The sequence below is a fragment of the Seohaeicola sp. genome (assembly GCF_048006315.1).
In the GTDB taxonomy this organism is placed as follows: Bacteria; Pseudomonadota; Alphaproteobacteria; order Rhodobacterales; family Rhodobacteraceae; genus Seohaeicola.
Genome location: NZ_CP180350.1, coordinates 21,447 through 42,381 on the forward strand (window position 1 = coordinate 21,447; position 20,935 = coordinate 42,381).

Below are 20,935 nucleotides of genomic sequence, written 5' to 3' on the forward strand. Positions count from 1 at the left end.
ACACCATGCAGTGGTTTGATCGCGCCATCAGTGCCGTGGCACCGGGGCTTGGCCTGCGCCGTGTGCGGCAACGCCAGGCGCTCGATGTGCTGGCCCGTGCCTATGAGGGCGCGCGACAATCACGGCGTACGGAAGGCTGGATCAATCCGGGCACCGGTGCCAATGCCGAAATCGGCCCGGCGCTCGCCCGGCTCAGGGCGCGATCCCGCGATCTGGTGCGTAATAACCCCTATGCTGCCAAGGCTGTGCAGGCGCTGGTGAGTAATATGGTGGGCACAGGGCTGATGCCGCGTGCGCGGGCGCAGGACACGGAGTTGGCCACCCAGGCGGATCGGCTCTGGACGCGCTTTGCTGCCAGTTGCGATGCCGATGGGCTCACCGATTTTGCCGGGCTGCAGGCGCTGATCGTGCGCTCTCTCGTGGAAAGCGGGGAGGTTCTGGTACGCTTACGTCCGCGGTTGCGCGCAGATGGTCTGCCGGTGCCCTTGCAGATCCAGGTGCTGGAGCCTGATCATCTCGACAGCCTGCGCACAGAGGAGCTGTCAGGCGGGGGATATATCCTGCAAGGGGTCGAGTTCGATCCTCTGGGGCGGCGCGTGGCCTATTGGCTGTTTCCGCGTCATCCGGGTGATGCCAATGCGCTGATGGGGCAGGGGGCTGTGCAATCGCGCCGCGTGCCGGCTGATCAAGTGCTGCATCTCTTCGAGCGGCTGCGCCCCGGCCAAGTGCGGGGCGTGCCCTGGTTTGCCCCGGTCATGCTGAAGATGCGCGACCTCGATGAGTATGACGAGGCGGAGTTGGTGCGCAAGAAGATCGAGGCCTGCTTTGCGGCCTTCGTGACCGGCGTGGAGGACGAGGCCACACTTGGTTCGGCGCAGACCAATGCCGCCGGGCAGCGGGTCGAGAGCTTCGAGCCGGGGATGATCGAATATCTCGAGCCCGGCAAGGATGTGAAGTTCGCCAGCCCTGCCTCCTCGGGCGGCTATGCTGAATATATGCGCTTCCAGCTGCATGCGATCGCGGCCGGGGTGGGGCTGACCTATGAGCTGCTGACCGGCGATCTGAGCCAGGTGAATTACAGCTCGATCCGGGCGGGGTTGATCGAGTTCCGCCGCCGGATGGAGGCGCTGCAATGGCAACTTCTGGTGCCCGGGCTTTGCCAACCGGTCTGGCGCCGCTTTGTGCAAGCAGCCCAAGCCGCAGGCCAGCTGCCGCAGGATGCCGAGATCATCGCAGATTGGACGGCCCCGCGCTTTGAGGCGGTGGATCCGCTGAAAGACATCCAGGCGGATGTGCTAGCGGTGCGTGCCGGGGTCATGACGCTGAAAGAGGCGATTGCACGGCAGGGCTATGAGCCCGCGCAAGTGCTGCGGGAGATTGCCGAGACGAATACGGAGCTCGATGCGCTGGGGCTCATTCTCGACAGCGACCCACGGCGGTCGACCAAGACCGGCCAGGACAGTGGGCGTGCCGCGGTTGCCACGGATACGGGAGCTATGCCGCCCGACCAGACAGAAGGACAGGACAATGACGAAGAGGACGGATCCCGCTGAGGGCGTAGAGTGTCCTGCGACCGCTGTGCTCGAAGAACGCGGCCTTGGGCTGCAGCTGCGCGCGGATGTGCGGTTGATGCCGGAGACGGCCGATGCCGAGGCGCGCACAGTGGAGCTGGTCTGGTCGACGGGCGCGATGGTGCGCAGGCGCGATTACTGGACCGGCAAGCCCTATGATGAGGTGCTCTCGCTGGAGGCGGGGCATGTGGACCTGAGCCGGCTCAATGGGGGCGCGCCGCTCCTGAACACGCATGGCGCGCATGATCTGGGCCAGGTGCTGGGCGTGGTGGAGCGCGCCTGGGTCGAGACCGGCGAGGCAGGTGCGCAGGGCAGGGCGCGGGTGCGCTTCTCGGCGCGCGCGGATGTTGAGCCGATCTGGCGCGACGTGGAAGCCGGCATCATTCGCAATGTGTCGGTGGGCTACAGCGTGCGCCGCTTCGAGATCACGGAACAAGAGGGGCAGGTGCCGATCTGGCGCGCTGTGGATTGGCAGCCGATGGAGCTATCGGCCGTGCCTGTAGGCGCAGATGCGGCGGCGGGCTTCCGGGGCAGCGCAGCGCCAGAGGCCTTTTGCCAGTTGGAGCGCGCGACACTGCTCAAACCGTCACAGCAAAACATCGAGACCGATCAAGCGGTCACAGACAAGGAAAAGGACAAGACCATGGATGAGCAGATTGAGACTTCCGTTGCGCGTGGGATGACGGAGCCTGGCGACGCCTCAGAGATTGGGGGTCAGACGAGGGTGGCGCCCGCGCATGCGGCACGCGCTGCGGCAGACCCGCGCCACGCAGCAGCAGAAGAACAGCCGATAGCGGGCAGGGCGGCGGCGGCAGAGCCTACGGCCACCCAGGAGCAGCGTCGCGCGATTGGCGCCAGCATTGTCGCGGAGGCAGGCCGCGCTGTGGTTGATGAAGCTGCCATGCGCCGGATCGCGCAGGATGCGATGGAAGGCGAGCGCGCCCGGATATCGGGCATTCAGGATGCCGCGCGCAAATTGGGCGTGGGTGAAGAGATCACGGCGGATCTTGTGCGTCGCGGTGTCAGCCTCGATGAGGCGCGCGGGGCGCTGATTGACGCCGCGGCCCAAAATGACCGCGCGGTCGAGACCCGCCCGCATATCCGCTTGGGCGGGCAATGTGAGGTGGATACCCGCCGGGCGGCGGTGGAAGCAGCCTTGCTGCATCGTCACGACCCGGGCCGGTTCGAACTGACGGCAGCGGCGCGAGATTGGCGCGGGCTTTCGCTCATCGAAATGGCGCGCGACATCCTTGCCTCTGAAGGGGTGCGGGTGCGCGGGCTCAGCCGTGATGAACTGGCGACGCGGGCGCTGCACAGCACCTCCGACTTTCCACTGATCCTGTCTAATGTCACCAACAAAACGCTGCGCGCGGCCTATGAAACGGCCCCGCGGACCTTCGCGCCGATTGCAAGGCGCACAACGGTGGCCGACTTCCGCGATGTGCACAGGCTTCAGCTGGGCGAAGCGCCCCAGCTAGAAAAGGTGAACGAGAGCGGCGAATACAAGCGCGGCACGCTGGGTGAAGCGCAGGAGAAATACCGCATCGAGACCTTCGGCAAGGTGATCGGGATCACGCGGCAGGTCTTGATCAATGACGATCTCGATGCCTTCACGCGGGTGCCTGCGCTATTTGGCACGGCGGCGGCGACGCTGGAGAGCGATGTGGTCTGGGGCGTGATCACCGCCAATGCTGCAATGGCGGATGGCAAGACGCTCTTCCATGCCGGGCATAACAACCTCGGCGCCACCGGCGTGAAGCTCGATGTGGCGGGGCTGGCCAAGGCGCGCACGGCCATGAGCCTGCAAAAGGGGCTTGATGGCAAGACCGTGCTGAACATCCGCCCGGCGTTTCTGGTGGTGCCCACCTCGCTGGAACTGGAGGCCGAACAGTTGCTGGCGCAAAATATCGTGCCCGCGAAATCCGCCGATGTGGTCCCGGGTTCGCTCAGAAGCCTGACGGTGATCTCCGAGCCGCGGTTGGATCCCGGCTCCGGGGCCGTGCCGTGGTATCTGATGGCCAGCCCCGCGGCGATCGACACGATCGAATATGCCTATCTCGAGGGGCAGGAGGGTGTCGCGATGGAGACCCGCATGGGCTTTGACGTGGACGGGATGGAAATCCGCGCACGGCTCGATTTTGGCGCCAAGGCGATCGATTGGCGCGGGCTCTACAAGAACCCGGGCGTGGCGCTGAGCTGAACGCGCTGATCTTGCCCAATCCAGACATCGGGGCGGTCATTCTTGGCCGCCCAATTCAATCGTGAAAAGGACCTCCCATGAAAACCTTCATTCAACCGGGCCAATCGGTCACGCTGGCCGCCCCATTTGACGTGTTATCTGGCGCCTGCCTCAAGGTCGGTGCGATTGTCGGTGTCGCCGCAAATGATGCGCCTGCTGGCGCCGAAGTGGAAGTGATGCTGACCGGCGTGCATGATCTCGCCAAGGCAGCGAGCCAGGCGTGGACAGTCGGAGCCAAGGTCTATTGGGATGACACCAACAAGGTCACGACTACCACGGCCACGTCCAATACGCTGATCGGGGTAGCTCTCCTGGCGGTCGCAGGTGGTGCAAGTGATACGATCGGGCGCGTTCGCCTGAACGGGGCCTTCTGATGACGGCGTTTGCGGCTGCGGTGGACTTACTTTTTGCGGACCCGAATCTTTCCACTCCTGCGCTCTACCAGCAATCCGGCATTGGGGCGGAGCGCGGGGTTCGGGTGATGCGCCGCAATCCAGACCGCTTTGTTGAGTTTGGTGCCGCACGCTTGGTCAGCGACAGCGTGGTTCTGGATGTGTGCGTGAGCGACTGTCCGGAACTGGCGGCTGGCGACCGCTTCGAGATCGGTGGCGAGATCTTCGTCGTCCAGGGCGCATCGCAGCGCGATCGCGAGCGGTTGGTCTGGACGTTGGAGCTCTTGCCCTGGTGGCCGGACCCGCATGCGGACCTGGCCGGTTAGAGACGAGGAGCGCGCATGATACGGATGGACGTCGTCGGTGATCTTGGTGCCATGATGGCGGCCGAAATTAAAGCGGGCGAACGTGCTGTCAGCAAGGCTGTCGGCGAGGCCGGGACCGGCCTGAAGGCCGCCTGGCGTGGCCAGATCACCGGTGCAGGTCTTGGTGCACGTCTGTCGCGGACGATCCGCTCGGAGCTCTATCCCAAGGGTCAGCCTAGCCTGAATGCGGCCGCGCTGGTCTGGTCCAACGCCCCTGTGATCCTTGGTGCCCATGACACAGGGCCGCTCATCCGCTCGAAGGAAGGATTTTGGCTCGCAATTCCGACGGCAGCGGCCGGTAAATCTGCCCGCGGTGGTCGTATCAGCCCCGGCGAATGGGAACGCAGGCGCGGAATGCGCCTCCGGTTCATCTATCGGCGCAGCGGGCCGAGCCTGCTGGTGGCGGAAGGTAAGCTGAACAGCCGCGGGCTCGGTGTCGCCTCGCGCGCCAAGACAAGCCGGGGGCTGACCACCGTGCCGATCTTCCTGCTGGTACGACAGGTAAAGCTGAGGAAGCGGCTGGATCTGGATCGGGCCGCCAAGGCCGCGCAGGACGGAATCCCGAGCGCAATCGTCGCGAACTGGGTCGAAACTCGACTGGGCAGCTGAGGCGGATGGTGCCGGCACCAGGGATCGAACCCGGGACCTGATGATTACAAATCAACTGCTCTACCAGCTGAGCTATACCGGCGCCTGCGATGTTTCCTATGTGGAAAAAGCGGGAAAGGGAAGTGGCGGAAGAGGTGGGATTCGAACCCACGGTAGGTTCTCACCTACGCCGGTTTTCAAGACCGGTGCCTTAAACCGCTCGGCCACTCTTCCCCTTGGTGCCCACGGCCGGACTCGAACCGGCACGGCCAAACTGGCCAGGAGATTTTAAGTCTCGTGTGTCTACCATTCCACCACGTGGGCCGTGGTAGGCCCGGAGGGATTTGAACCCCCAACCAAAGCGTTATGAGCGCTCTGCTCTAACCGTTGAGCTACAGGCCCGATGGCTGGTTTCTGACGGAATTTCAACGAGAAGGCAACCAGATGCCCACACCGCGCGAAACGATCCTGACCGCGCTTGCTGACCTGCTCAGCACGGTGCCCCGCGTTCCGGTCTTGCGCGGCGAGGTCTTACCCGAGCGGATCCCACCCTCAGGCCTGATGGTCCTGCGCGATGGGAACCCGGGCGAGCCGGGCGTCACGCTCTCGCCGCTCATGTACCACTACCAGCACCGGGCGGAACTCGAGGTGATCGTGCAGACCGGCGAGGACCGCGACGCGCGCTTTGATCGCCTGATCGGGCGCATTGGGGCTGCCATTGCCGCCGATCGCACGCTGCGCGGCCGCTGCGACTGGGTTGAGGCCGAGGCGCCAGAGCCGGTCGATCTGCCGGTTGAGGGCGGGGCCACGATCAAGGCGGCGATCGTCCCCATCATCCTGCATTACGCCACCAGCGACGCGCTGGCCTGACCACCTGACATTTACGGAGAGAGACGATGGCAAGAGCCCAAGGGGCGCGGGCGCAGATGGCGCTGGCGTTCGAGACGACTTATGGCACGCCGCCTGCGAGCGGCTTCACGCGGATGCCCTTTGCAAGCACAACGCTCGGAGCAGAGCAGCCGCTGCTGGCCTCGGAACTTCTCGGCTATGGCCGCGATCCGCTGGCCCCGACCAAAGATGCTGTGACGGCTGATGGCAATGTGGTGATCCCGATTGATGCGGCCTCCATCGGGTTCTGGTTGAAGGGTGCTTTCGGCGCGCCCACGACCACCGGCACCACCAGTAAGACCCATACCTTCCAGTCAGGCAATTGGAACCTGCCCTCTTTCGCTATTGAGACCGGTATGCCGGAGGTTCCGCGCTATGCGATGTATGCGGGCTGCAAGCTGGATAGCCTCAGCTGGCAGATGGGCCGCTCCGGTCTTCTGACCGCGACCGCCAGCGTTGTTGCCCAAGGCGAGACCGTCGCGACCACATCTGCCGCAGGATCCCTGGCAGACCTGACGCTGACGCGGTTCGGGCATTTCAACTGCTCGATCAAGCGCAACGGGCAAGCCATCGGCAATGTGGTCACAGCCGATATCAACTACGCCAACAACCTCGACCGGATCGAGACCATCCGCTCCGATGGCAAGATCGACGGTGCCGACCCATCGGTAGCTGCCCTGACAGGCAATATCGTTGTCCGCTTTGCTGATCAGACGCTGGTGACCCAAGCGATCAATGGCGAGGCTTGCACACTTGAGTTCGACTATGCGCTGACTGGCGGCGTTGGGCTCAAGCTCACAGCACATGCGGTCTACCTGCCGCGCCCACGGGTCGAGATCACAGGGCCCCAGGGCATTCAGGCCACCTTCGACTGGCAGGCAGCGCTCGCCGCTGATCCTGGCCGCATGTGCACAGTGGTCCTTACCAATACCATTACAGGCTATTGAGACCGACCCGTCGATCCTTTTGCCGCATCAAGTACGGACGTGTTGGCTTTCGCACTGGGTTGTCCAAGCGGAGCACCTTGCGGCCATCATGCTCGACCTCTGCCCAGCTGCTAATGGCTGGCGGCGTTATCAGGCTTTCGCTGAGCCTTGCAAGGCTCGCATGCGCGGCATGCAGGCGCTGCTCCATCCGGTCGGCGCGCTGCATGGTCTGCTGCAGGTGATACTGCACCTCAGCCAAGCGATCGCGGAGTTGATCCCGTTCCGTCTTGACGATCTCCAGAGCTACGGAGACTTCCAGAAATTTCCGGTGCGTGTCTGACATGATCCTGTCCGTTCTGCTTCAATCAGGCTGTCTGCCGCTCAACAAAAAGCCCCACCACGCTGCTGACGTGACGGGGCGTTTCGGTCTCGAGTGGGGGCTTAAGATTACATGGTAATGCAACCACGTTCCGCGATGCCCGCTCCTGCGTCAATGGCGCAACCGAGTTTCCCGGCCCTCAGAAGAAGGCAAATTGTGCGTGTGTATAGAGCCAGTCCATTTGGATTGGGGCGCGAGCACAAAAAAACCTGCCGTATGACACGGCAGGCTTGAGGAACCTTTGGGTTGTAGAGCTAGTACGATTGATATCGTTCCGCTTTCCGCCGCAGCGATCAAACCATCAAAAGCATAATTTGAACCGCAAACGAGCCTTGCGGCAAAGAAAGGGAGCACATGCTTCGACTGAACCTGACCCATGAAGCGCAATGGCTCGATCTGGGCCACGGCGTCCAGATCCTGATCGCCCCGATGACCACAGCGCTGATGATGGCCGCCCGCAAGGAGGTGCAGGGTCAGATCACACTGCCGGACGGGCCTGATGTGGATGACAGCGACCTCGACACCGATGGGATTGCGCTCGCGATGGCCAAAGCGGTGGGGCGCATTGCCATTCAGGACTGGAAAGGCGTCGGCGATGACAACGGCTTTGCCCTTTCGGTCAGCCCCGAGGGCATCGACGCGCTGCTCGACATCTGGCCGATCTTCGAGGCCTTTCAGACCAAATATGTTGCCCGCGCCATGATCCTGGGCGCAGAAAAAAACGCCTCACCGCCCTTGCCGATTGGGAGTTCGGCGGGGGCGGCGACTATTGCCAAGCCTGCGCGGGCACCTGCCCGGACTGCCCGCAAAGCCTGAACGCGCCGCAGACGCTCGAGGGCTGGCAAGTCTGGGACCTCGTCCAGCGGCTCAGCGGGCAGTTGCGGGTCTCTGGTAGTGCCGTGATCGGATGGGACATGGGCGCGGCACTGCAGCTAGGTGCTGCCCTTGGGATTTCTGCCACTGCCATCGCGGAACTGCTGCCGCCCATCGAGGCGGTCATGGTGCGCAAGATCAATGAACACATGCAGGCCGGATCAGGCCTCATCTGACCTCGTTTCCATTGGGAACGAGGTAACGCCTTTCAGGGAAATTCTTTCATGGCCACCAAGCAAGTCTCCGTCCGCCTGTCCGCCACAGGCGGGCGGCAGGTGCGCGCCGAACTCGAAGGCGTGGGTGAGGCAGGCAGCCGTGGTTTCGGGCGGCTGTCGCAGGAGATGGAGGCTGCGAACGCCCGGCTGGCCAGTTTTGCCCGCCGCACCCAGATTGCCGCAACCGCTGCGGCCACGGCGCTGGCGGGGGCGGCACTGTCGATGACTCGCTCGACGGTGACAGCGGCCAATGAGATCAGCCAGCTCGCCCAAGTGGCCAATGCCTCGCAGGAGGTGTTCCAACGCTGGTCGGCGGCCTCGAGCACCGTGGGGATCGAGCAGGAGAAACTTGCTGATATCCTGAAGGACGTGAACGACCGGGTGGGGGATTTCCTGCAAACGGGCGGTGGGCCGATGGCGGACTTCTTCGAGAATATCGCGCCGCGGGTGGGTGTGACCGCAGACCAGTTTGCCCGGCTCTCGGGCCCCGAGGCACTGCAGCTCTATGTGTCGAGCCTTGAGCGCGCGGGCGTCAACAGTCAGGAGATGACCTTCTACCTCGAGGCCATGGCCTCGGATGCCACCCGGCTCATCCCACTGTTACAAAACGGCGGAGCCGAGATGGGCCGCCTTGGCGCGCAAGCGGAGCGGCTTGGGGCCGTGCTGGACAGTGACGCCATCGCAGCGATGCGCCGGTCCGAACTCGCGCTGGTCAGCATGGGCCAGGTATTCACCGGCATCCGCAATAAGGTGGCTGTCGCGCTGGCGCCGTCGTTGGAGGCCGTGGCCAACGCTTTTGTCGCGCTGGCCTCGTCAACGAGTCCTCTTTCACGCGCCTTTGATGCGGTGCTGGTTAATCTCGACCGGCTGGCCATTTATGCCGGGACCTTTGCCACCTTCTTGGCGGGTCGCTGGGTGGCAGCCATGGCGGCGGCCGCCCTCTCGGTGCGCGGGCTGGCCACAGGCCTCGTGTTTCTGCGCGGGGCGCTGATCCGCACCGGCATCGGCGCGCTGATCGTGGGTGCGGGAGAACTGGTCTACTGGTTCACGCGGCTGGCCTCAGGCGCGGGCGGGTTTGGTGAGGCCATGCGGCTTTTGAAGGCTGTCGCGGTCGAGGTCTGGGACCGGATCAAGATGGGCGCCGCTGCCGCAGGCGCTGCGGCCACGGCCATGTTCTACGATCTGAAGGCCGATGCGGCGGCCGGCATGGCCGGGGCCATCGAGAGCGTGGTCGCCTTTGGCAATAGCACGGCCAATACCTTTGAGGGCGCCCTGCTGGCCGTGCGCGAGATCTGGTCGCGCCTGCCGGATGTGATTGGTGATCTGGCCTTCTCGGCCGCCAACCGCATGCTCGACGGCATCGAGGCCATGCTGAATGGCGCGATCCGTCGGATTGACGCGTTTACGGGTAAGATCCGTGACGCACTGGCCTCGGTTGGCATTGAGACAGCTTTCGGCGAGATTGGAGAGATCAGCCTCGGCGATATCCCGAACCCTTTTGCCGGGGCTTCTGCGGATGCAGGCAAAGCTGCAGCCGAGGCCTTCCAACGGGCCTTTGAGGATAATCCACTCACAGCGCCCGATCTTGGGTTGGACGGGATCGCCGCTACGGCCTTGACCACCGCCAATAGCTATCGGCAAGCGGCAACCGATCTCGCCGCGGGTGCAACTGCCCCGCTGACCTCCTGGGAGGCGCTGCGCGCGGCTGTCGCCGGCACGGGCGACGAAGGGGCTGCGGCACTGGAGGAAGCGACCGCCTCTGCGCATCGTTTGGGGGCAGCGCTTGGCGGTGCGGGCGGCAAGGGCAAAGAAGCGCAGGACAAGCTCCTCACCGGCTTTGCAGCAGCGAACAAATCGCTCAGCGATTACGCCACGGAGGCTGGGAACTGGGGCAAGGGCCTCGGCGAGACCCTGGTCGGTGCGTTTCAAGGGGCGGAGAACGCATTTCGCGACTTTGTCCGGACCGGCAAGCTGAACTTCAAAGGCCTGGTGGCCTCGATCCTCGAGGATCTCGCCGTGCTGCAGTTTCGTAATGCGGTGCTCGGGCCGATCGCCAACGCGCTCTCCAGCGCCTTTGGCGGCTTGGGTGGGAGCACCGTCACCGCGGCCGTATCGCATGCGGGCGGCATGGTGGGGATTTCTGGGTATTCCCGGCAGGTCCCAGCGCTGGCCTTTGCAGGTGCTCCGCGCATGCATAGCGGGGGATGGGCCGGGCTGCGGCCAGACGAGGTGCCAACCATCCTGCAACGTGGCGAGCGGGTGCTGAACCGCCGTGAGGTGGCGCAATATGGTGGTCACGGGGCGAGCACATCGCGCGTCCGCATCGAACTCGGCGAAGGGCTCGTGGGCCGCATCATGGAACAGGCCGGCGCGCAATCCGTGGAGATCGCCCAGAGCAGCCTGCGGGACTATGACCGGCTGGTCGCGCCGCGCACGCTGGCCCGCGTCAGCCAGGATCCAAGGCGGAGGGGCTGATGGCACTGACCTATCCGCTCTCCTACGGCCAGTTCCTCGGCGTGCTGCGTGTAGAAGAGGTGACGTTTCGACTGTCCCATCCGCAGGAACACACCCGGCTTGGCGAGGGTACGGTGATCAGCGCGAGCCTTGGGGCGTCGCTCTGGACAGGCACCATCCGGCTGGCGCAGGCAAACCATATCCGTCACGCGCAAATGGAGGCGCTGATCGGGCTCATGGATCAGCCGGGGGCGACGTTTCTGTGTCATGATCCAAGGTATGTGGGCCCCGCCAGTGATCCGAGTGGCAGCATTCTCGGCAGCCGAACAGTCACGATCCATTCGGTGGCCAGCAACATGCGCGAACTGCGGCTGACTGGCTTGCCTTCAGGATACTTGCTCTCAGCGGGCGACATGCTGGGGTTTCAATATGGGGCGAACCCTGTGCGCTATGCGCTGCACCGCATCGTGATTGGCGGGACGGCCTCAAGCGGCGGACTGACACCGCTCATGGAAGTCGTCCCCACCCTGCGGCCGGGTGCCGTAGCCGGGCTGACGGTCTCGCTGATCCGGCCAGCCTGCAAGGCGCGGCTGCTGCCAGAACCCACCTATGGCTCCGGCCGCCAAGCGCTGAGCCGCGGCGCCAGTTTCGACTTCATCCAGACGCTGAGGTGATCCGCTTACTGCTGCGCTGTCGGCCGAAAGGTGAGCTTGTAACCAAGGGCGCCGGCGACCTGGGACAGTGTGCTCAGCGTTGGGTTGCCGCCCTGCCGGAAGGATTTGTACATGACTTCACGACTGACATTTGCGGATGCCGCGATCTCGCTCATGCCGCGCGCGCGCGCAATATCACCAATCGCTGCCACGATCAGGTCGGGATCACCATCTTCAAAGGCCGCTTCGAGATAGGCTTCCTGCGCTTCGGGCGTGGAAAGCCGCTCAACTGGATCCCATGGACGTGTCTCAAGTGCCATCGTTAGCCTCCTTGGCCAGTTGTTTCGCGCGGGCAATATCATCGCTCTGCCGTTTCTTGTCTCCGCCACAGAGCAGGATCACAATCCGTTCGCCCCTGCGCGTAAAATAAAGCCGATACCCCGGACCATAGTCGATACGCATCTCACTGACGCCATCCCCGAGGGATTTGGCATCGCCCAGATGCCCGAGGGACAAGCGCCGCAACCGAACCTCGATGCGTGCAATCGCTCGCATATCCTTCAAGCCATCGATCCAGGCTTCAAATACTGCTGTCTGTCGTACCTCGAACATCTGTGTAATTTAATACACAAGCTCCGTCCTGTCAAACCCGGACCCGCCCTCCAATGCGCATCCTCGACCCCACTTCCGCGGAGTATCTATCCGCCCGCACCGGTGTGGCCAGCCGCCATATGGTGCATGTCATCGCCCGTAACCGGGAGACCGGACTGCCGGAAGCCCTCGGCCTCTGGCAGGGCGACGACCATCTGACCATCGCCATCGGCGAGATCAACCGCACCTACTATGGCGCGGGTGGCTTGATCGGCGTGGAACCCATCCGCGCCGGGATTGGGCTCGAGGTCCGCATGCTGCAACTGGCACTCAGCCCGCTCACGCCAGAGGTGGCGCAGATTCTGCGCGGCTATGACGCCCGTCTAGCCCCGGCCGAGGTTCATCGCGCGCTTCTGTCCCTCGAGACCGGCCAGCTCATCGCCGAGCCGATCCGGGTGTTTCGCGGCTGGGTGGATGAGGTGAAGATCCGCACGGGCGAAGTCGGCGGCACCGGCGAGGCCACGGTGACGCTGGCCAGTGCCGCGCGGGGGCTTACACGCCCGCTCACGCTCACCCGCTCAGACGCCGAGATGCGCCGCCGCAATGCGAGTGACCCGTTTCGCAGCTACACCGATGTCGCAGGCGAGGTGGGCGTCTGGTGGGGCGAGAAGCGCGAGCGTGCCTGATGGACCGGCTTTCCATGCTCATCGCTTACGCCACCGAGGCTGGACAGCGCCCCTTCCGCCCCGGCCGGCATGACTGCGCGCTCTTTGCGGCGGGATGGGTCAAGATTGCCACCGGACAGGACTACGCCCGCGGCTGGCGCAGCACCTATCGCAGCCTGAAGCGCGGCCAGCAGCTGCTCGAAGTGGCGGGGTTCAGCGACCATGTGGATTTCGCTGCGGCTCATCTGCCCGAGATCGCGCCCGCCTTCGCGCAGGTGGGCGACCTTGCCGTGCTCGATGACCAAGCCCTCGGCATCGTCGCTGGCGAGATGATCTACTGCCTGAAGCCGCAAGGCCTCGGGCTCATCCCCCGCAGCGCGATGCGCCGCGCCTTTGCTGTGAGAACGCCCTGATGCCTCCTGTCGGTGCTGCCATTGCCGCCGTCGGCGCCGCGATCAGCGGTACTGTCGCGGCCATCTCGGCCTTTGCGGCGAGCTCCTTCATCGCCTCGATGATCGTGAACACCGCGATCTCAGTGGGCATCTCGCTGATCGCGCGGGCGCTCACGCCCAAACCCACGATCAAGCAAAGCGGTATTCAGACCGCGGTCACCACGACCGGCGGCACCGAACCGCAGGGCTTCATCCTGGGGCGCACGGCCACCGCCGGGCACCATGTCTGCCCACCGATGAGCCATGATGATGGAGGCACGCCGAACGGGTTGCTCACTTACGTCGTTGAACTGAGCGATCTGCCGGGCATCGGCCTTTCACGCGTCATTCTCAATGACGGCTATTCCCAGATCGGCCCCACCGCGCATCCGGATTACGGCTTCCCGCTTCTGAACCAACGTGTGGGCGGCACGGATCACGCCTGGATCAAGTTCTATGACGGGAACCAGACCGTCGCCGATCCGATGCTGGTCGCCAAATACGCGAACTACCCCGACCGGCCTTGGAGCAGCAGCTTTGTCGGCCACGGCACCGCCTATGCCATCCTGACCTTTCGCTACAATCGCGAGGTCTTCAACAATCTGCCCACCGTCCGCTTCGAGCTGGACGGCATCCCGCTTTACGATCCGCGCTTTGACAGCAGCGTGGGTGGGGCCGGCTTGCAGCGCTGGTCCAACCCCGCCACCTGGGCGCGCTCCGCCAACCCCGCCGTGATGATCTACAACATCCTGCGAGGCATCCACCTGCCCACCGGTGAGATCTGGGGCGGAGATGTGCCCGCCGATGATCTGCCGCTCGACAACTGGGTCACGGCCATGAACGCCTGCGATGCGTCAATCGGCAGCCGCCCCAGCTTTGTCGCAGGCCTCGAGGTCAAGCTCGAGATGGAACCGGCCGAGGTGATCGACGAACTGGCCAAGACCTGCCTCGGGCAGATCAGCGAGATGGGTGGCGTGTTTCGGATGCGCGTGGGCGCGCCCGCAGCCCCGGTCCAGTTCATCACCGATGAGGACATCGTGATTTCCGCGCCGCAGGAGCTGGATCCGTTTCCGGGGCTGGCCGCCAGCGCCAATGCCATCGCCTCGGAATATCCCGAGCCCGCCAGCCTCTGGACTTCGCGCGCGGCACCACCTCTGTTCAACCCGACCTGGGAGGCGGAAGACGGCGGCCGCCGCCTCTCGACCAGCCTCAACTTCCCGGCCTGTTCCGACGTCTCCCAGATCGCCCAACTCATGGCGGCCTATATCAAGGACGCGCGGCGCTTCCGCACCCACCGTCTCGTCCTGCCACCCGAGGCCTTTCTACTCGAGCCGCTGGACACCATCGCCTGGACGAGTGCGCGCAACGGCTACACCACCAAGATCTTCGAGGTTGTGGAGATCACCGACCAACCGGGCACCATCAACCAAGAGCTGGTGCTGCGCGAACGCGATCCCGGTGACTATGGCTGGACCTCCGCTCAGGATCTGCCGGCTGTCGTGCCGGTCACAGGCTTGGCGTCGCGCCCGCCGCAGATCATCGCCGGCTGGGCGGTGGCCGCCAGCACCTTGAAGGATGCCCTAGGTCTCGACCGTCGCCCTGCCATAACGCTGTCCTGGGTGGGCAGCGCGGCGCTTGATGCGCTCTTTGTGCGTTACGAGATCCGGTTGAAGGCCACAACGCAGGTTGTGGCGGCGGGCCTCGCCGATCGCGCGGCAGGCTCCGTGCTGGTCTCGGAAGGGATGCTGCCCAATACCGCATATGAGGTGCGCGGCCGCTACGTGCTTGATCGCCCCACCGACTGGTCGAGCTGGCTCGATGTCAACACGCCCGGGGTCTATCTCAACGGCGACGATCTGCGCGGCGGCATCAAGGGGCTGATGGATGACGCGAGTCTCGCCCCCGTAGAGATATTGGCGACACTCCCTGAGACCGACAATGCCCCCGGTCGCGTCGTCTTTCTGACCACGGATGCCAAGCTCTACCGCTGGACCGGCAACGCCTGGAGCCGCGAGATCGCGGCGGGAGATATCACCGGCGAGCTGGGTGCGCCGGGAAGCGGCACCACGCTGGCCGGTGATGCCGTGCTGGCCGGCATCATCTCCGCAGGCGGGATCAGCGCCGATCTCATCAGCGTAAGCCAGCTCTCGGCCATCAGCGCCGAACTAGGAACTTTCCAGAGTGCGGCCAGCGGCGAGCGCGTTGTCATCGAGGATGACCGCATCAGCGTGTTTGACGCGGCCAATCAGCTGCGCGTCCGGATCGGGAGGCTCTGATGCCCTTTGGAATTCAGCTCCTGACCTCGCGCGGGGTGCAGAACATCGCCGCCATCCAGGATATCGGCCTGCGCCTGGTAGCCGCGTACGACCTGACCAATAACCCGAACAATGTCTCATCGATCTGGGCCCTGCCGTCCGACAATAACAACGGGCTGATCCCCAGCAGCTCCGGCAGCCTGGCCGGACCGGCTGGTTTCGACATCGGGGACAATGGCCATATCTTCATCTTCCTCGATATCTTCAACGGCTCCTTCTTTCCCGCGGGCAGCTATGCCGGTGTCTGGGAAGACAGGGTGCGGTTCAGCTGGAACAACACCACCAAGATCCTGTCCTGGACCTCTATCCCGGTGCAGTCGGGCACGCCCGGCCGGGCCTCGGCCTTCGGCAATTCCCCCGGAGGGTGCCAACTTCGCCCCACGCTTTCACGGCCATAATCAGCTTTCAAGCGCTCCAGCGGATGGAAGCGCTGAGAACTTCGTGCACCCTGCTTTCGGCGGGGTGTCGTGAGGCTGTTCAGTTGCCGCCCGCGTTATGATCAAGGGGCTCAACGGAATAGTTGAAACTCTCCCTTATAGTCGGCGCCGGCTTGATGACGGTGATCTATCGGTTTGGGTGCTTATGGCTTTCCGTGAGAGGGGTGCCAAAATGTAAGCATGGTCCATCATGTTGATAAGAAGATATTTTTTTAAAGGCCATGGTGGAGGCTGGCAAGCTGTACTTGACGCTGTTTATCCCTCTCATCTTCTCGGCTCTGATATTCACGCCGCATCGCGGGTGTAGGATGTGACAATGCCGCCAAGCTGGCGATTGCGCCGGATCGGGCCGTCACGAACGGGCCGGAAATCGACTTGCAGCACGTTGTTGCCGATATCCCGCCCACGATGCGGGCGCTCGACATTGTAGTGGCGCACCCAGGTCCGCAGGATGTAATCAAGCTGGGACCGGCTGAAGCAGACGAAGAAATCGAGGCATTCGCGCTTGATCGTGCCGATGAACGATTCCGCGAATGCGTTTGCGTCGGGCGCCCTGTGCGGGATCTGGATCACCCGAGCGGCCTCTGACGCCCAGACGGCGTCGAAGCTGGCGCTGAATTTGGTGTCGGCGTCGCGGATCAGGAACTCCGGCGTGATGCCTTGTTCTTCGCACCACATCAACGTGTTGCGGGCCTGCTGGGTGACCCACGCCGAGTCCGGGGCATAGGTCGGCGCGCTACAGAAGACGCGGCGGCTGCCGAGGTGGATGAACATCAGCACATAAGCCGTCCTCGGCCCGCGTAGCGTAAACACGGTCTTCGAGAAGAAGTCACAGGCGACCATGGTTTCCATGTGCGCCCGGATAAAGGTTGTCCACGGTAGGGCAGGCTTCTTCCTTCGCCGCTCAGGGCTCGGGTGGATGCCCGCCTCATTGAGGATGCGCTTGACGGAATTAGCGCCGGCATAGAGCCCCAGCTTTTTCAGCTCGCCTGCGATCCGCTTGTAGCCCCAGAGAAGGTTCTCAGAGCCAATACGAATGACGACATCGCGCAGTTCTTGCGTCAAGCGTGGCCGTCCCACGGCCTGAAAGGGGCGTCCACCACGCATCTGGGCGAGCCACCGCTTGTAGGTCGCGGGCTTGGCCACTTCCATCAGCCCGTCGATGTCATGCCCGCATTCTTCCCCGATGCGCAGCAGTTCGGCTTTTTCGGCGGGCGACAGGATGATCCGTTGCGTCGGGATGCGCGCCCGCAAGATCGCGATCTGGGCCTTCAGCAGTCTCAGTTGCGCGTTGTGCCGCGGCATGAAGAACTGGTTCAAGAAGACCAGAAGGAGGGATATGGTCGAATTCATCTTGCCGGGCTCCACCACGGCGTTTAAAAAAATGCCGCTATGTCAAAGTGATGGGCCTCGCTTACATTTTGGCACCCCTCTCAGGGAAGGCCAAAAGCACCAAGACCTGCGGATCGCCGACGTCGAGCTCGGGCTTGGGATGTGACTGGGCTTTTCCTCTCCTGCCGATCCCCTCGATCACGACCCCTCAGGGTGCTGAGCCGCGTCAGGAAGCCCTCCCAATCAACCGAAAAAATGTCGCGCAGAGTTTCGCTCAAGCCCGAAATGGCTGCCTCTGACACGGGAGAGAGTTAGCGGCCAGGTTGGCTCCCTCCGCCACTTGCACATCGCAAACCCGAGATGAGGTCCCTGACGGGGCCTTTTTTCTTTTGGTTTCAAAGGGGTTTAGCGAGGCCATCCGACTTTCGGAGACTGGCGATTGGGGAGAAATCGGTCTCTGAACGCCCCGCGTCTCTTTCCATCCGCCCTTCACCCAAATCGAGACGGATTCAAAAAATGGCGCCTTTTCAGTTGGTTGGTGAAATCGAACTACGCCGCAGTTGAAGCAGGTTCGTCTGCTCTCGGCGCCAACAGAGACACTCTAAGGCGGCGTTATTGTGCGGGGTGGTGCGAACTACAGCGCGGGATCAGGCTTCTGGCCCTAGGTCGCAACGGGCCGAAAGCGGTCATTCGATTTTCTGACTAGCATTGTGTCGTTGACGTCCAAGCCTGCTCGGTCCTTGACCAAAGCAGGCGGGCGATCACACCAGAATGCTCGCAAGCGTCACGGGCTGCCGCTCGCGGTCTGGGCGGCCTTGCGTGGGCGCGGAAACTCGAGCAAACTGGATGTGGCGGAACGGAGTTCGACATGGGCAAGGGCGACTATTCGGGTGGATCAACCTTGGTGGGTCCGGGATCGGGCTGGTTCGGAGAACCGGACCCCAGGACCGAACGCGTGCATGCCGTTGGACGGGCCGAGGGCGAGGCCGCGCGAGAGCGCCTCCTGAACAAGGAACGCCTGCAACAGGAAAAAATCCGAAAGTCCAACGACAAGATTGCCAACGGGTTGAGGCGGCATAAGGAGAAGGTGGAGAAGATGCGCGCCGCCCTAGCGGCGAAAGAAGCTTCAGGACCACCCACCAAAGTTCTGCGCAGCCGGGAGGAGACCGAGGCACTGATGGCGAAGGTCGAGGTGGTCCGCAGGCCCCCGCGGCGTGTCGTCAAGAAGCCCTGAGACCCGCAACGCTCAGCCGTTCTCGCTGCGAATCTGCTCCGGAAACCCTACGCCCGGAATGAGGAAAATGAGCAACCTGCGTGAAGAGGTCTCAGGCGACATGTGTAACGCAATGACTGCTGCGTCTTGTAGCAGACGGGAAGCGGCGCTTCCTTGGCCACAGATGAGCGTCAGCATTGGGCCGTTCACGTCGATCTGCTGCCTAATCGCCAACGGCCCGCCCCACCTGCTCCCCCCAAGCCTCCCCCGCCAGAAAACACAGGTCATACAGGCTAACCGCCGACGCCTCCCGCCGACAGGTCAACCGCTTCAGCACCTCGGGGGCCAGATAGGCGAGCCGCAGCTGCCTGCTGACATGGCGCTCCGCGAGTCCAACGGCCTCGGCCAGTTCCTGGATCGTGGCGAACTCACCCGCCTCCATGCGCCGCCGCCATCCCCATGCCCGGCCGATGGCCCGCAGGATGTGCGGATCTTGGGTCTGATCCTCGCTTGGGCGGTAGTCGGCGGGTGGCAGGATCTTCGGCCGCCCGTTCTTCTTGCGCACCTTCAGCGGGATCAACACGCGGATCGTGTCGTAAGGCTTTGTCATTCCGCCGCCTCCATTCTAAGAGGTGCGAGCATCTCGCGGATGACGCCCGCAATGCCTTCGCGGCGAATGTCGACCTCGAGCCCGGCAGCGGTGACCGTGACCCGCCGCACCAGAAGCTGGATGATCCGGGCCTGTTCGGGTGGGAAGAGTTGCGACCAGAGCGCGTTGAACTCGTGCAAGGCTGCGATGGCGTCCGCCTCAGCCACTCCGCCGCCGTCGCGTTTCAGGGCAGCCAGCACCTGCGTGACAACCTCTGGCGTTTGCAGGATGCGCCGAACTTCGGTCACGACCGCGTCCTCGACCATTCCGGCGGCTAGCCGCATCGGAGCAGTCTCCTCGCCAGTCTCGCGATTCCGGATCACGTCCATGGAGACGTAGTAGCGGTAAAGCTTCGCCCCCTTTTTCGTACTGGTCGGCGTCATGGCCGCGCCATTTTCGCTGAAGATCAGCCCCTTCAAGAGAGCAGGAGTTTGCGCCCGGCTGTTGTTCGCTCGCTTGCGGGGGCTTTCCTGCAGGATGGCATGCACGCGATCCCAGAGGTCCGCGTCGATGATGGCGTCATGTTCACCGGGATAGGCCTTGCCCTTGTGCAGAGCCTCGCCCCGATACACCCGGTTGTTCAGAAGGCGGTACAGGTAGCCCTTATCGATCAGCGTGCCCTGTTTGTTTCGGAACCCATCGCTTCGCAACTCGCGGGCCAGAACGGTCGCGGAACCCAATTCGATAAACCGCTGGAAGATCCCGCGCACAGAGGCGGCCTCGACCTCGTTTACCACCAGCTTGCGATCCTGCACATCATAGCCGAGGGGCACATACCCTCCCATCCAGATGCCGCGCTTGCGGGAGGCTGCTACCTTATCACGGATGCGTTCGCCGATGACCTCGCGCTCGAACTGGGCAAACGACAGCAGGATGTTCAGCGTTAACCGCCCCATGGATGTGGTGGTGTTGAAAGATTGCGTCACCGAGACGAAGGTGACCCCGTTGCGGTCGAATACTTCGACCAGCTTGGAGAAATCCATCAACGAGCGCGACAGTCGGTCGATCTTGTAGACGACGACGACATCGATCAGACCATCGTCGATATCGGCCAGCAACTGCTTGAGCCCCGGGCGCTCGAGAGTGCCACCAGAAAACCCGCCGTCGTCGTAGCGTTCGCGCGTGGCAACCCAGCCTTCAGATTTCTGGCTTGCGATATAGGCTTCGCAGGCCTCCCGCTGCGCATCGAGGCTGTTGAATTCCATGTCGAGCCCTTCTTCGCTCGACTTGCGGGTGTAGATGGCGCAGCGCAGGCGGCGGTTCGGGCGGGTTTCCATCTGCATCATGCCTCCTCCCGCTTGCGCTCGCGCAGGCCGAAGAAGCGGTACCCGTTCCAACGGGTGCCAGTGATTTCGCGGGCGACGGCGGAGAGAGATTTGAACTTCCGACCCTGCCAATCGAAGCCATCTTTCAGAACGGTAACGGTGTGCTCGACGCCGTCCCATTCGCGCAGCAGCTTCGTGCCCGTCACGGGATTGCGGGGATCAGCGATCTGGTGTTTGCGCCGGGCGTGGCCTTCGACCTCATCGGCCAAAAGATCCAGCATGCGGCGTGTCTCACGGTCCGGGCCGCCGTAGGTTAATTCCTGAAGCCGATAGGCGATCCGCAGTTCAAGAAACGCGCGGCTGTTGTTCGGCGCCGAGGTGCCGAGGAGCTTCTCCCATTCGGCTTTCAACTCCTTGACAGACATTGCCTTCATGGCGGCCAGGCGCGACAGCACTGTCTGGTCTAGGCTTTGATCATGACCTGGCTGCGTTGG

24 protein-coding genes and 4 tRNA genes are annotated in these 20,935 nt (G+C 63.5%); 17 read left to right on the forward strand and 11 right to left on the reverse strand.

What is annotated here, in order from left to right:
* Window positions 1-5 precede the first annotated feature (5 nt).
* The 5 genes from ACMUJL_RS00155 (at window position 6) to ACMUJL_RS00175 (ending at window position 5,176) form a co-directional block, all read left to right on the forward strand.
* Window positions 6-1,553, forward strand: a complete 1,548-nt coding sequence (locus tag ACMUJL_RS00155; protein WP_375571262.1) for a phage portal protein — start codon at window positions 6-8, stop codon at window positions 1,551-1,553.
* Window positions 1,528-3,771, forward strand: coding sequence for a prohead protease/major capsid protein fusion protein (locus ACMUJL_RS00160; RefSeq protein WP_375571260.1), 2,244 nt, complete (start codon window positions 1,528-1,530; stop codon window positions 3,769-3,771). The genes ACMUJL_RS00155 and ACMUJL_RS00160 overlap by 26 nt, the downstream gene beginning before the upstream one ends.
* A gap of 77 nt (window positions 3,772-3,848) precedes the next feature.
* Complete coding sequence (locus ACMUJL_RS00165; protein ID WP_375571258.1) at window positions 3,849-4,184, forward strand: DUF2190 family protein; 336 nt, start codon at window positions 3,849-3,851, stop codon at window positions 4,182-4,184.
* Complete coding sequence (locus ACMUJL_RS00170) at window positions 4,184-4,528, forward strand: head-tail joining protein (RefSeq protein ID WP_375571256.1); 345 nt, start codon at window positions 4,184-4,186, stop codon at window positions 4,526-4,528. Before ACMUJL_RS00165 ends, ACMUJL_RS00170 begins: the two co-directional genes overlap by 1 nt.
* Before the next feature lie 15 nt (window positions 4,529-4,543).
* Window positions 4,544-5,176: a DUF6441 family protein gene (locus ACMUJL_RS00175; RefSeq protein WP_375571254.1), complete on the forward strand. Its 633-nt coding sequence runs from the start codon at window positions 4,544-4,546 to the stop codon at window positions 5,174-5,176.
* 6 nt (window positions 5,177-5,182) lie between these two features.
* Here ACMUJL_RS00175 and ACMUJL_RS00180 read toward each other — a convergent pair.
* From ACMUJL_RS00180 to ACMUJL_RS00195, 4 genes are all read right to left on the reverse strand, one after another.
* Window positions 5,183-5,258, reverse strand: a tRNA-Thr gene (locus ACMUJL_RS00180).
* Between the two features lie 41 nt (window positions 5,259-5,299).
* Window positions 5,300-5,389, reverse strand: a tRNA-Ser gene (locus ACMUJL_RS00185).
* 3 nt (window positions 5,390-5,392) lie between these two features.
* A tRNA-Leu gene (locus ACMUJL_RS00190) sits at window positions 5,393-5,479 on the reverse strand.
* Between the two features lie 2 nt (window positions 5,480-5,481).
* A tRNA-Ile gene (locus ACMUJL_RS00195) sits at window positions 5,482-5,557 on the reverse strand.
* Between the two features lie 42 nt (window positions 5,558-5,599).
* Here ACMUJL_RS00195 and ACMUJL_RS00200 point away from each other — a divergent pair.
* Both ACMUJL_RS00200 and ACMUJL_RS00205 read left to right on the forward strand, forming a co-directional pair.
* The gene (locus ACMUJL_RS00200; RefSeq protein ID WP_375571252.1) at window positions 5,600-6,025 is read left to right on the forward strand and encodes an acyl-CoA transferase; all 426 of its coding nucleotides are present in this window, start codon (window positions 5,600-5,602) and stop codon (window positions 6,023-6,025) included.
* Between the two features lie 26 nt (window positions 6,026-6,051).
* Complete coding sequence (locus ACMUJL_RS00205; RefSeq protein WP_375571250.1) at window positions 6,052-6,990, forward strand: phage tail tube protein; 939 nt, start codon at window positions 6,052-6,054, stop codon at window positions 6,988-6,990.
* On the opposite strand, the gene ACMUJL_RS00210 is transcribed toward ACMUJL_RS00205, so the two are convergent.
* Complete coding sequence (locus tag ACMUJL_RS00210) at window positions 6,977-7,312, reverse strand: hypothetical protein (protein WP_375571248.1); 336 nt, start codon at window positions 7,310-7,312, stop codon at window positions 6,977-6,979. The two genes, ACMUJL_RS00205 and ACMUJL_RS00210, sit on opposite strands and share 14 nt — an antisense overlap.
* Window positions 7,313-7,702: 390 nt before the next feature.
* On the opposite strand from ACMUJL_RS00210, the gene ACMUJL_RS00215 reads away from it, so the two are divergent.
* The 4 genes from ACMUJL_RS00215 to ACMUJL_RS00230 all read left to right on the forward strand — a co-directional run bounded on the left by ACMUJL_RS00215 (window position 7,703) and on the right by ACMUJL_RS00230 (window position 11,564).
* Window positions 7,703-8,164 carry a hypothetical protein gene (locus ACMUJL_RS00215; RefSeq protein WP_416914061.1) on the forward strand — a complete coding sequence of 154 codons (462 nt, stop codon included), beginning with the start codon at window positions 7,703-7,705 and terminating at the stop codon, window positions 8,162-8,164.
* An 83-nt stretch (window positions 8,165-8,247) separates the two neighbouring features.
* Entirely contained in the window at window positions 8,248-8,397 is a 150-nt protein-coding gene (locus ACMUJL_RS00220) for a DUF7697 family protein (protein ID WP_419096486.1), read from the forward strand.
* Between the two features lie 48 nt (window positions 8,398-8,445).
* A complete protein-coding gene (locus tag ACMUJL_RS00225) occupies window positions 8,446-10,911 on the forward strand; it encodes a phage tail tape measure C-terminal domain-containing protein (protein ID WP_375571240.1) in 2,466 nt (821 codons plus the stop codon).
* Window positions 10,911-11,564, forward strand: coding sequence for a hypothetical protein (locus ACMUJL_RS00230; protein ID WP_375571238.1), 654 nt, complete (start codon window positions 10,911-10,913; stop codon window positions 11,562-11,564). Before ACMUJL_RS00225 ends, ACMUJL_RS00230 begins: the two co-directional genes overlap by 1 nt.
* Window positions 11,565-11,569: 5 nt before the next feature.
* Here ACMUJL_RS00230 and ACMUJL_RS00235 read toward each other — a convergent pair whose 3' ends face one another.
* Both ACMUJL_RS00235 and ACMUJL_RS00240 read right to left on the reverse strand, forming a co-directional pair.
* On the reverse strand, window positions 11,570-11,863 hold the full coding sequence (locus ACMUJL_RS00235) for an addiction module antidote protein (RefSeq protein WP_375571236.1): 294 nt from the start codon (window positions 11,861-11,863) through the stop codon (window positions 11,570-11,572).
* Complete coding sequence (locus tag ACMUJL_RS00240) at window positions 11,853-12,155, reverse strand: type II toxin-antitoxin system RelE/ParE family toxin (protein ID WP_375571234.1); 303 nt, start codon at window positions 12,153-12,155, stop codon at window positions 11,853-11,855. Before ACMUJL_RS00240 ends, ACMUJL_RS00235 begins: the two co-directional genes overlap by 11 nt.
* A 53-nt stretch (window positions 12,156-12,208) precedes the next feature.
* On the opposite strand from ACMUJL_RS00240, the gene ACMUJL_RS00245 reads away from it, so the two are divergent.
* From ACMUJL_RS00245 to ACMUJL_RS00260, 4 genes are read left to right on the forward strand one after another with little or no spacing between them, the layout of a single operon-like run.
* Window positions 12,209-12,820, forward strand: a complete 612-nt coding sequence (locus ACMUJL_RS00245; protein WP_375571232.1) for a hypothetical protein — start codon at window positions 12,209-12,211, stop codon at window positions 12,818-12,820.
* 14 nt (window positions 12,821-12,834) lie between these two features.
* Window positions 12,835-13,212 carry a DUF6950 family protein gene (locus ACMUJL_RS00250; protein ID WP_416914062.1) on the forward strand — a complete coding sequence of 126 codons (378 nt, stop codon included), beginning with the start codon at window positions 12,835-12,837 and terminating at the stop codon, window positions 13,210-13,212.
* Window positions 13,212-15,506, forward strand: coding sequence for a phage tail protein (locus ACMUJL_RS00255; RefSeq protein ID WP_375571228.1), 2,295 nt, complete (start codon window positions 13,212-13,214; stop codon window positions 15,504-15,506). Before ACMUJL_RS00250 ends, ACMUJL_RS00255 begins: the two co-directional genes overlap by 1 nt.
* Window positions 15,506-15,943 (forward strand): hypothetical protein, encoded by a 438-nt coding sequence (locus ACMUJL_RS00260; RefSeq protein ID WP_375571226.1) that lies wholly within the window; start codon window positions 15,506-15,508, stop codon window positions 15,941-15,943. Before ACMUJL_RS00255 ends, ACMUJL_RS00260 begins: the two co-directional genes overlap by 1 nt.
* A 324-nt stretch (window positions 15,944-16,267) precedes the next feature.
* On the opposite strand, the gene ACMUJL_RS00265 is transcribed toward ACMUJL_RS00260, so the two are convergent.
* Window positions 16,268-17,302, reverse strand: a complete 1,035-nt coding sequence (locus tag ACMUJL_RS00265; protein WP_416914063.1) for an integrase core domain-containing protein — start codon at window positions 17,300-17,302, stop codon at window positions 16,268-16,270.
* A gap of 19 nt (window positions 17,303-17,321) precedes the next feature.
* Here ACMUJL_RS00265 and ACMUJL_RS00270 point away from each other — a divergent pair, with 19 nt between their 5' ends.
* Both ACMUJL_RS00270 and ACMUJL_RS00275 read left to right on the forward strand, forming a co-directional pair.
* The gene (locus tag ACMUJL_RS00270) at window positions 17,322-17,480 is read left to right on the forward strand and encodes a hypothetical protein (RefSeq protein WP_416914064.1); all 159 of its coding nucleotides are present in this window, start codon (window positions 17,322-17,324) and stop codon (window positions 17,478-17,480) included.
* A gap of 702 nt (window positions 17,481-18,182) precedes the next feature.
* Window positions 18,183-18,548 (forward strand): hypothetical protein, encoded by a 366-nt coding sequence (locus tag ACMUJL_RS00275; RefSeq protein WP_375571322.1) that lies wholly within the window; start codon window positions 18,183-18,185, stop codon window positions 18,546-18,548.
* 202 nt (window positions 18,549-18,750) lie between these two features.
* Here ACMUJL_RS00275 and ACMUJL_RS00280 read toward each other — a convergent pair whose 3' ends face one another.
* Genes ACMUJL_RS00280 through ACMUJL_RS00290 form a run of 3 tightly spaced genes read right to left on the reverse strand, consistent with a single transcriptional unit; the run spans window position 18,751 to window position 20,896 of the window.
* Complete coding sequence (locus tag ACMUJL_RS00280) at window positions 18,751-19,137, reverse strand: hypothetical protein (protein WP_375571320.1); 387 nt, start codon at window positions 19,135-19,137, stop codon at window positions 18,751-18,753.
* Window positions 19,134-20,459, reverse strand: a complete 1,326-nt coding sequence (locus ACMUJL_RS00285; protein ID WP_375574048.1) for a recombinase family protein — start codon at window positions 20,457-20,459, stop codon at window positions 19,134-19,136. The genes ACMUJL_RS00280 and ACMUJL_RS00285 overlap by 4 nt, the downstream gene beginning before the upstream one ends.
* Window positions 20,459-20,896 (reverse strand): DUF2924 domain-containing protein, encoded by a 438-nt coding sequence (locus ACMUJL_RS00290; RefSeq protein ID WP_375571318.1) that lies wholly within the window; start codon window positions 20,894-20,896, stop codon window positions 20,459-20,461. Before ACMUJL_RS00290 ends, ACMUJL_RS00285 begins: the two co-directional genes overlap by 1 nt.
* Window positions 20,897-20,935 lie beyond the last annotated feature (39 nt).

Excerpts from the sequence above, each read along its gene's own strand:
- ACMUJL_RS00250 (WP_416914062.1), top strand. The coding sequence starts at position 12,835 with ATGCTCATCGCTTACGCCACCGAGGCTGGACAGCGCCCCTTCCGCCCC.
- ACMUJL_RS00160 (WP_375571260.1), top strand. The coding sequence starts at position 1,528 with ATGACGAAGAGGACGGATCCCGCTGAGGGCGTAGAGTGTCCTGCGACC.
- ACMUJL_RS00205 (WP_375571250.1), top strand. The coding sequence starts at position 6,052 with ATGGCAAGAGCCCAAGGGGCGCGGGCGCAGATGGCGCTGGCGTTCGAG.
- ACMUJL_RS00230 (WP_375571238.1), top strand. The coding sequence starts at position 10,911 with ATGGCACTGACCTATCCGCTCTCCTACGGCCAGTTCCTCGGCGTGCTG.
- ACMUJL_RS00175 (WP_375571254.1), top strand. The coding sequence starts at position 4,544 with ATGATACGGATGGACGTCGTCGGTGATCTTGGTGCCATGATGGCGGCC.
- ACMUJL_RS00245 (WP_375571232.1), top strand. The coding sequence starts at position 12,209 with ATGCGCATCCTCGACCCCACTTCCGCGGAGTATCTATCCGCCCGCACC.
- ACMUJL_RS00170 (WP_375571256.1), top strand. The coding sequence starts at position 4,184 with ATGACGGCGTTTGCGGCTGCGGTGGACTTACTTTTTGCGGACCCGAAT.
- ACMUJL_RS00280 (WP_375571320.1), bottom strand. The coding sequence starts at position 19,137 with ATGACAAAGCCTTACGACACGATCCGCGTGTTGATCCCGCTGAAGGTG.
- ACMUJL_RS00275 (WP_375571322.1), top strand. The coding sequence starts at position 18,183 with ATGGGCAAGGGCGACTATTCGGGTGGATCAACCTTGGTGGGTCCGGGA.
- ACMUJL_RS00285 (WP_375574048.1), bottom strand. The coding sequence starts at position 20,459 with ATGCAGATGGAAACCCGCCCGAACCGCCGCCTGCGCTGCGCCATCTAC.
- ACMUJL_RS00240 (WP_375571234.1), bottom strand. The coding sequence starts at position 12,155 with ATGTTCGAGGTACGACAGACAGCAGTATTTGAAGCCTGGATCGATGGC.
- ACMUJL_RS00270 (WP_416914064.1), top strand. The coding sequence starts at position 17,322 with ATGGTCGAATTCATCTTGCCGGGCTCCACCACGGCGTTTAAAAAAATG.
- ACMUJL_RS00235 (WP_375571236.1), bottom strand. The coding sequence starts at position 11,863 with ATGGCACTTGAGACACGTCCATGGGATCCAGTTGAGCGGCTTTCCACG.
- ACMUJL_RS00210 (WP_375571248.1), bottom strand. The coding sequence starts at position 7,312 with ATGTCAGACACGCACCGGAAATTTCTGGAAGTCTCCGTAGCTCTGGAG.
- ACMUJL_RS00225 (WP_375571240.1), top strand. The coding sequence starts at position 8,446 with ATGGCCACCAAGCAAGTCTCCGTCCGCCTGTCCGCCACAGGCGGGCGG.
- ACMUJL_RS00155 (WP_375571262.1), top strand. The coding sequence starts at position 6 with ATGCAGTGGTTTGATCGCGCCATCAGTGCCGTGGCACCGGGGCTTGGC.
- ACMUJL_RS00215 (WP_416914061.1), top strand. The coding sequence starts at position 7,703 with ATGCTTCGACTGAACCTGACCCATGAAGCGCAATGGCTCGATCTGGGC.
- ACMUJL_RS00165 (WP_375571258.1), top strand. The coding sequence starts at position 3,849 with ATGAAAACCTTCATTCAACCGGGCCAATCGGTCACGCTGGCCGCCCCA.
- ACMUJL_RS00260 (WP_375571226.1), top strand. The coding sequence starts at position 15,506 with ATGCCCTTTGGAATTCAGCTCCTGACCTCGCGCGGGGTGCAGAACATC.
- ACMUJL_RS00255 (WP_375571228.1), top strand. The coding sequence starts at position 13,212 with ATGCCTCCTGTCGGTGCTGCCATTGCCGCCGTCGGCGCCGCGATCAGC.
- ACMUJL_RS00200 (WP_375571252.1), top strand. The coding sequence starts at position 5,600 with ATGCCCACACCGCGCGAAACGATCCTGACCGCGCTTGCTGACCTGCTC.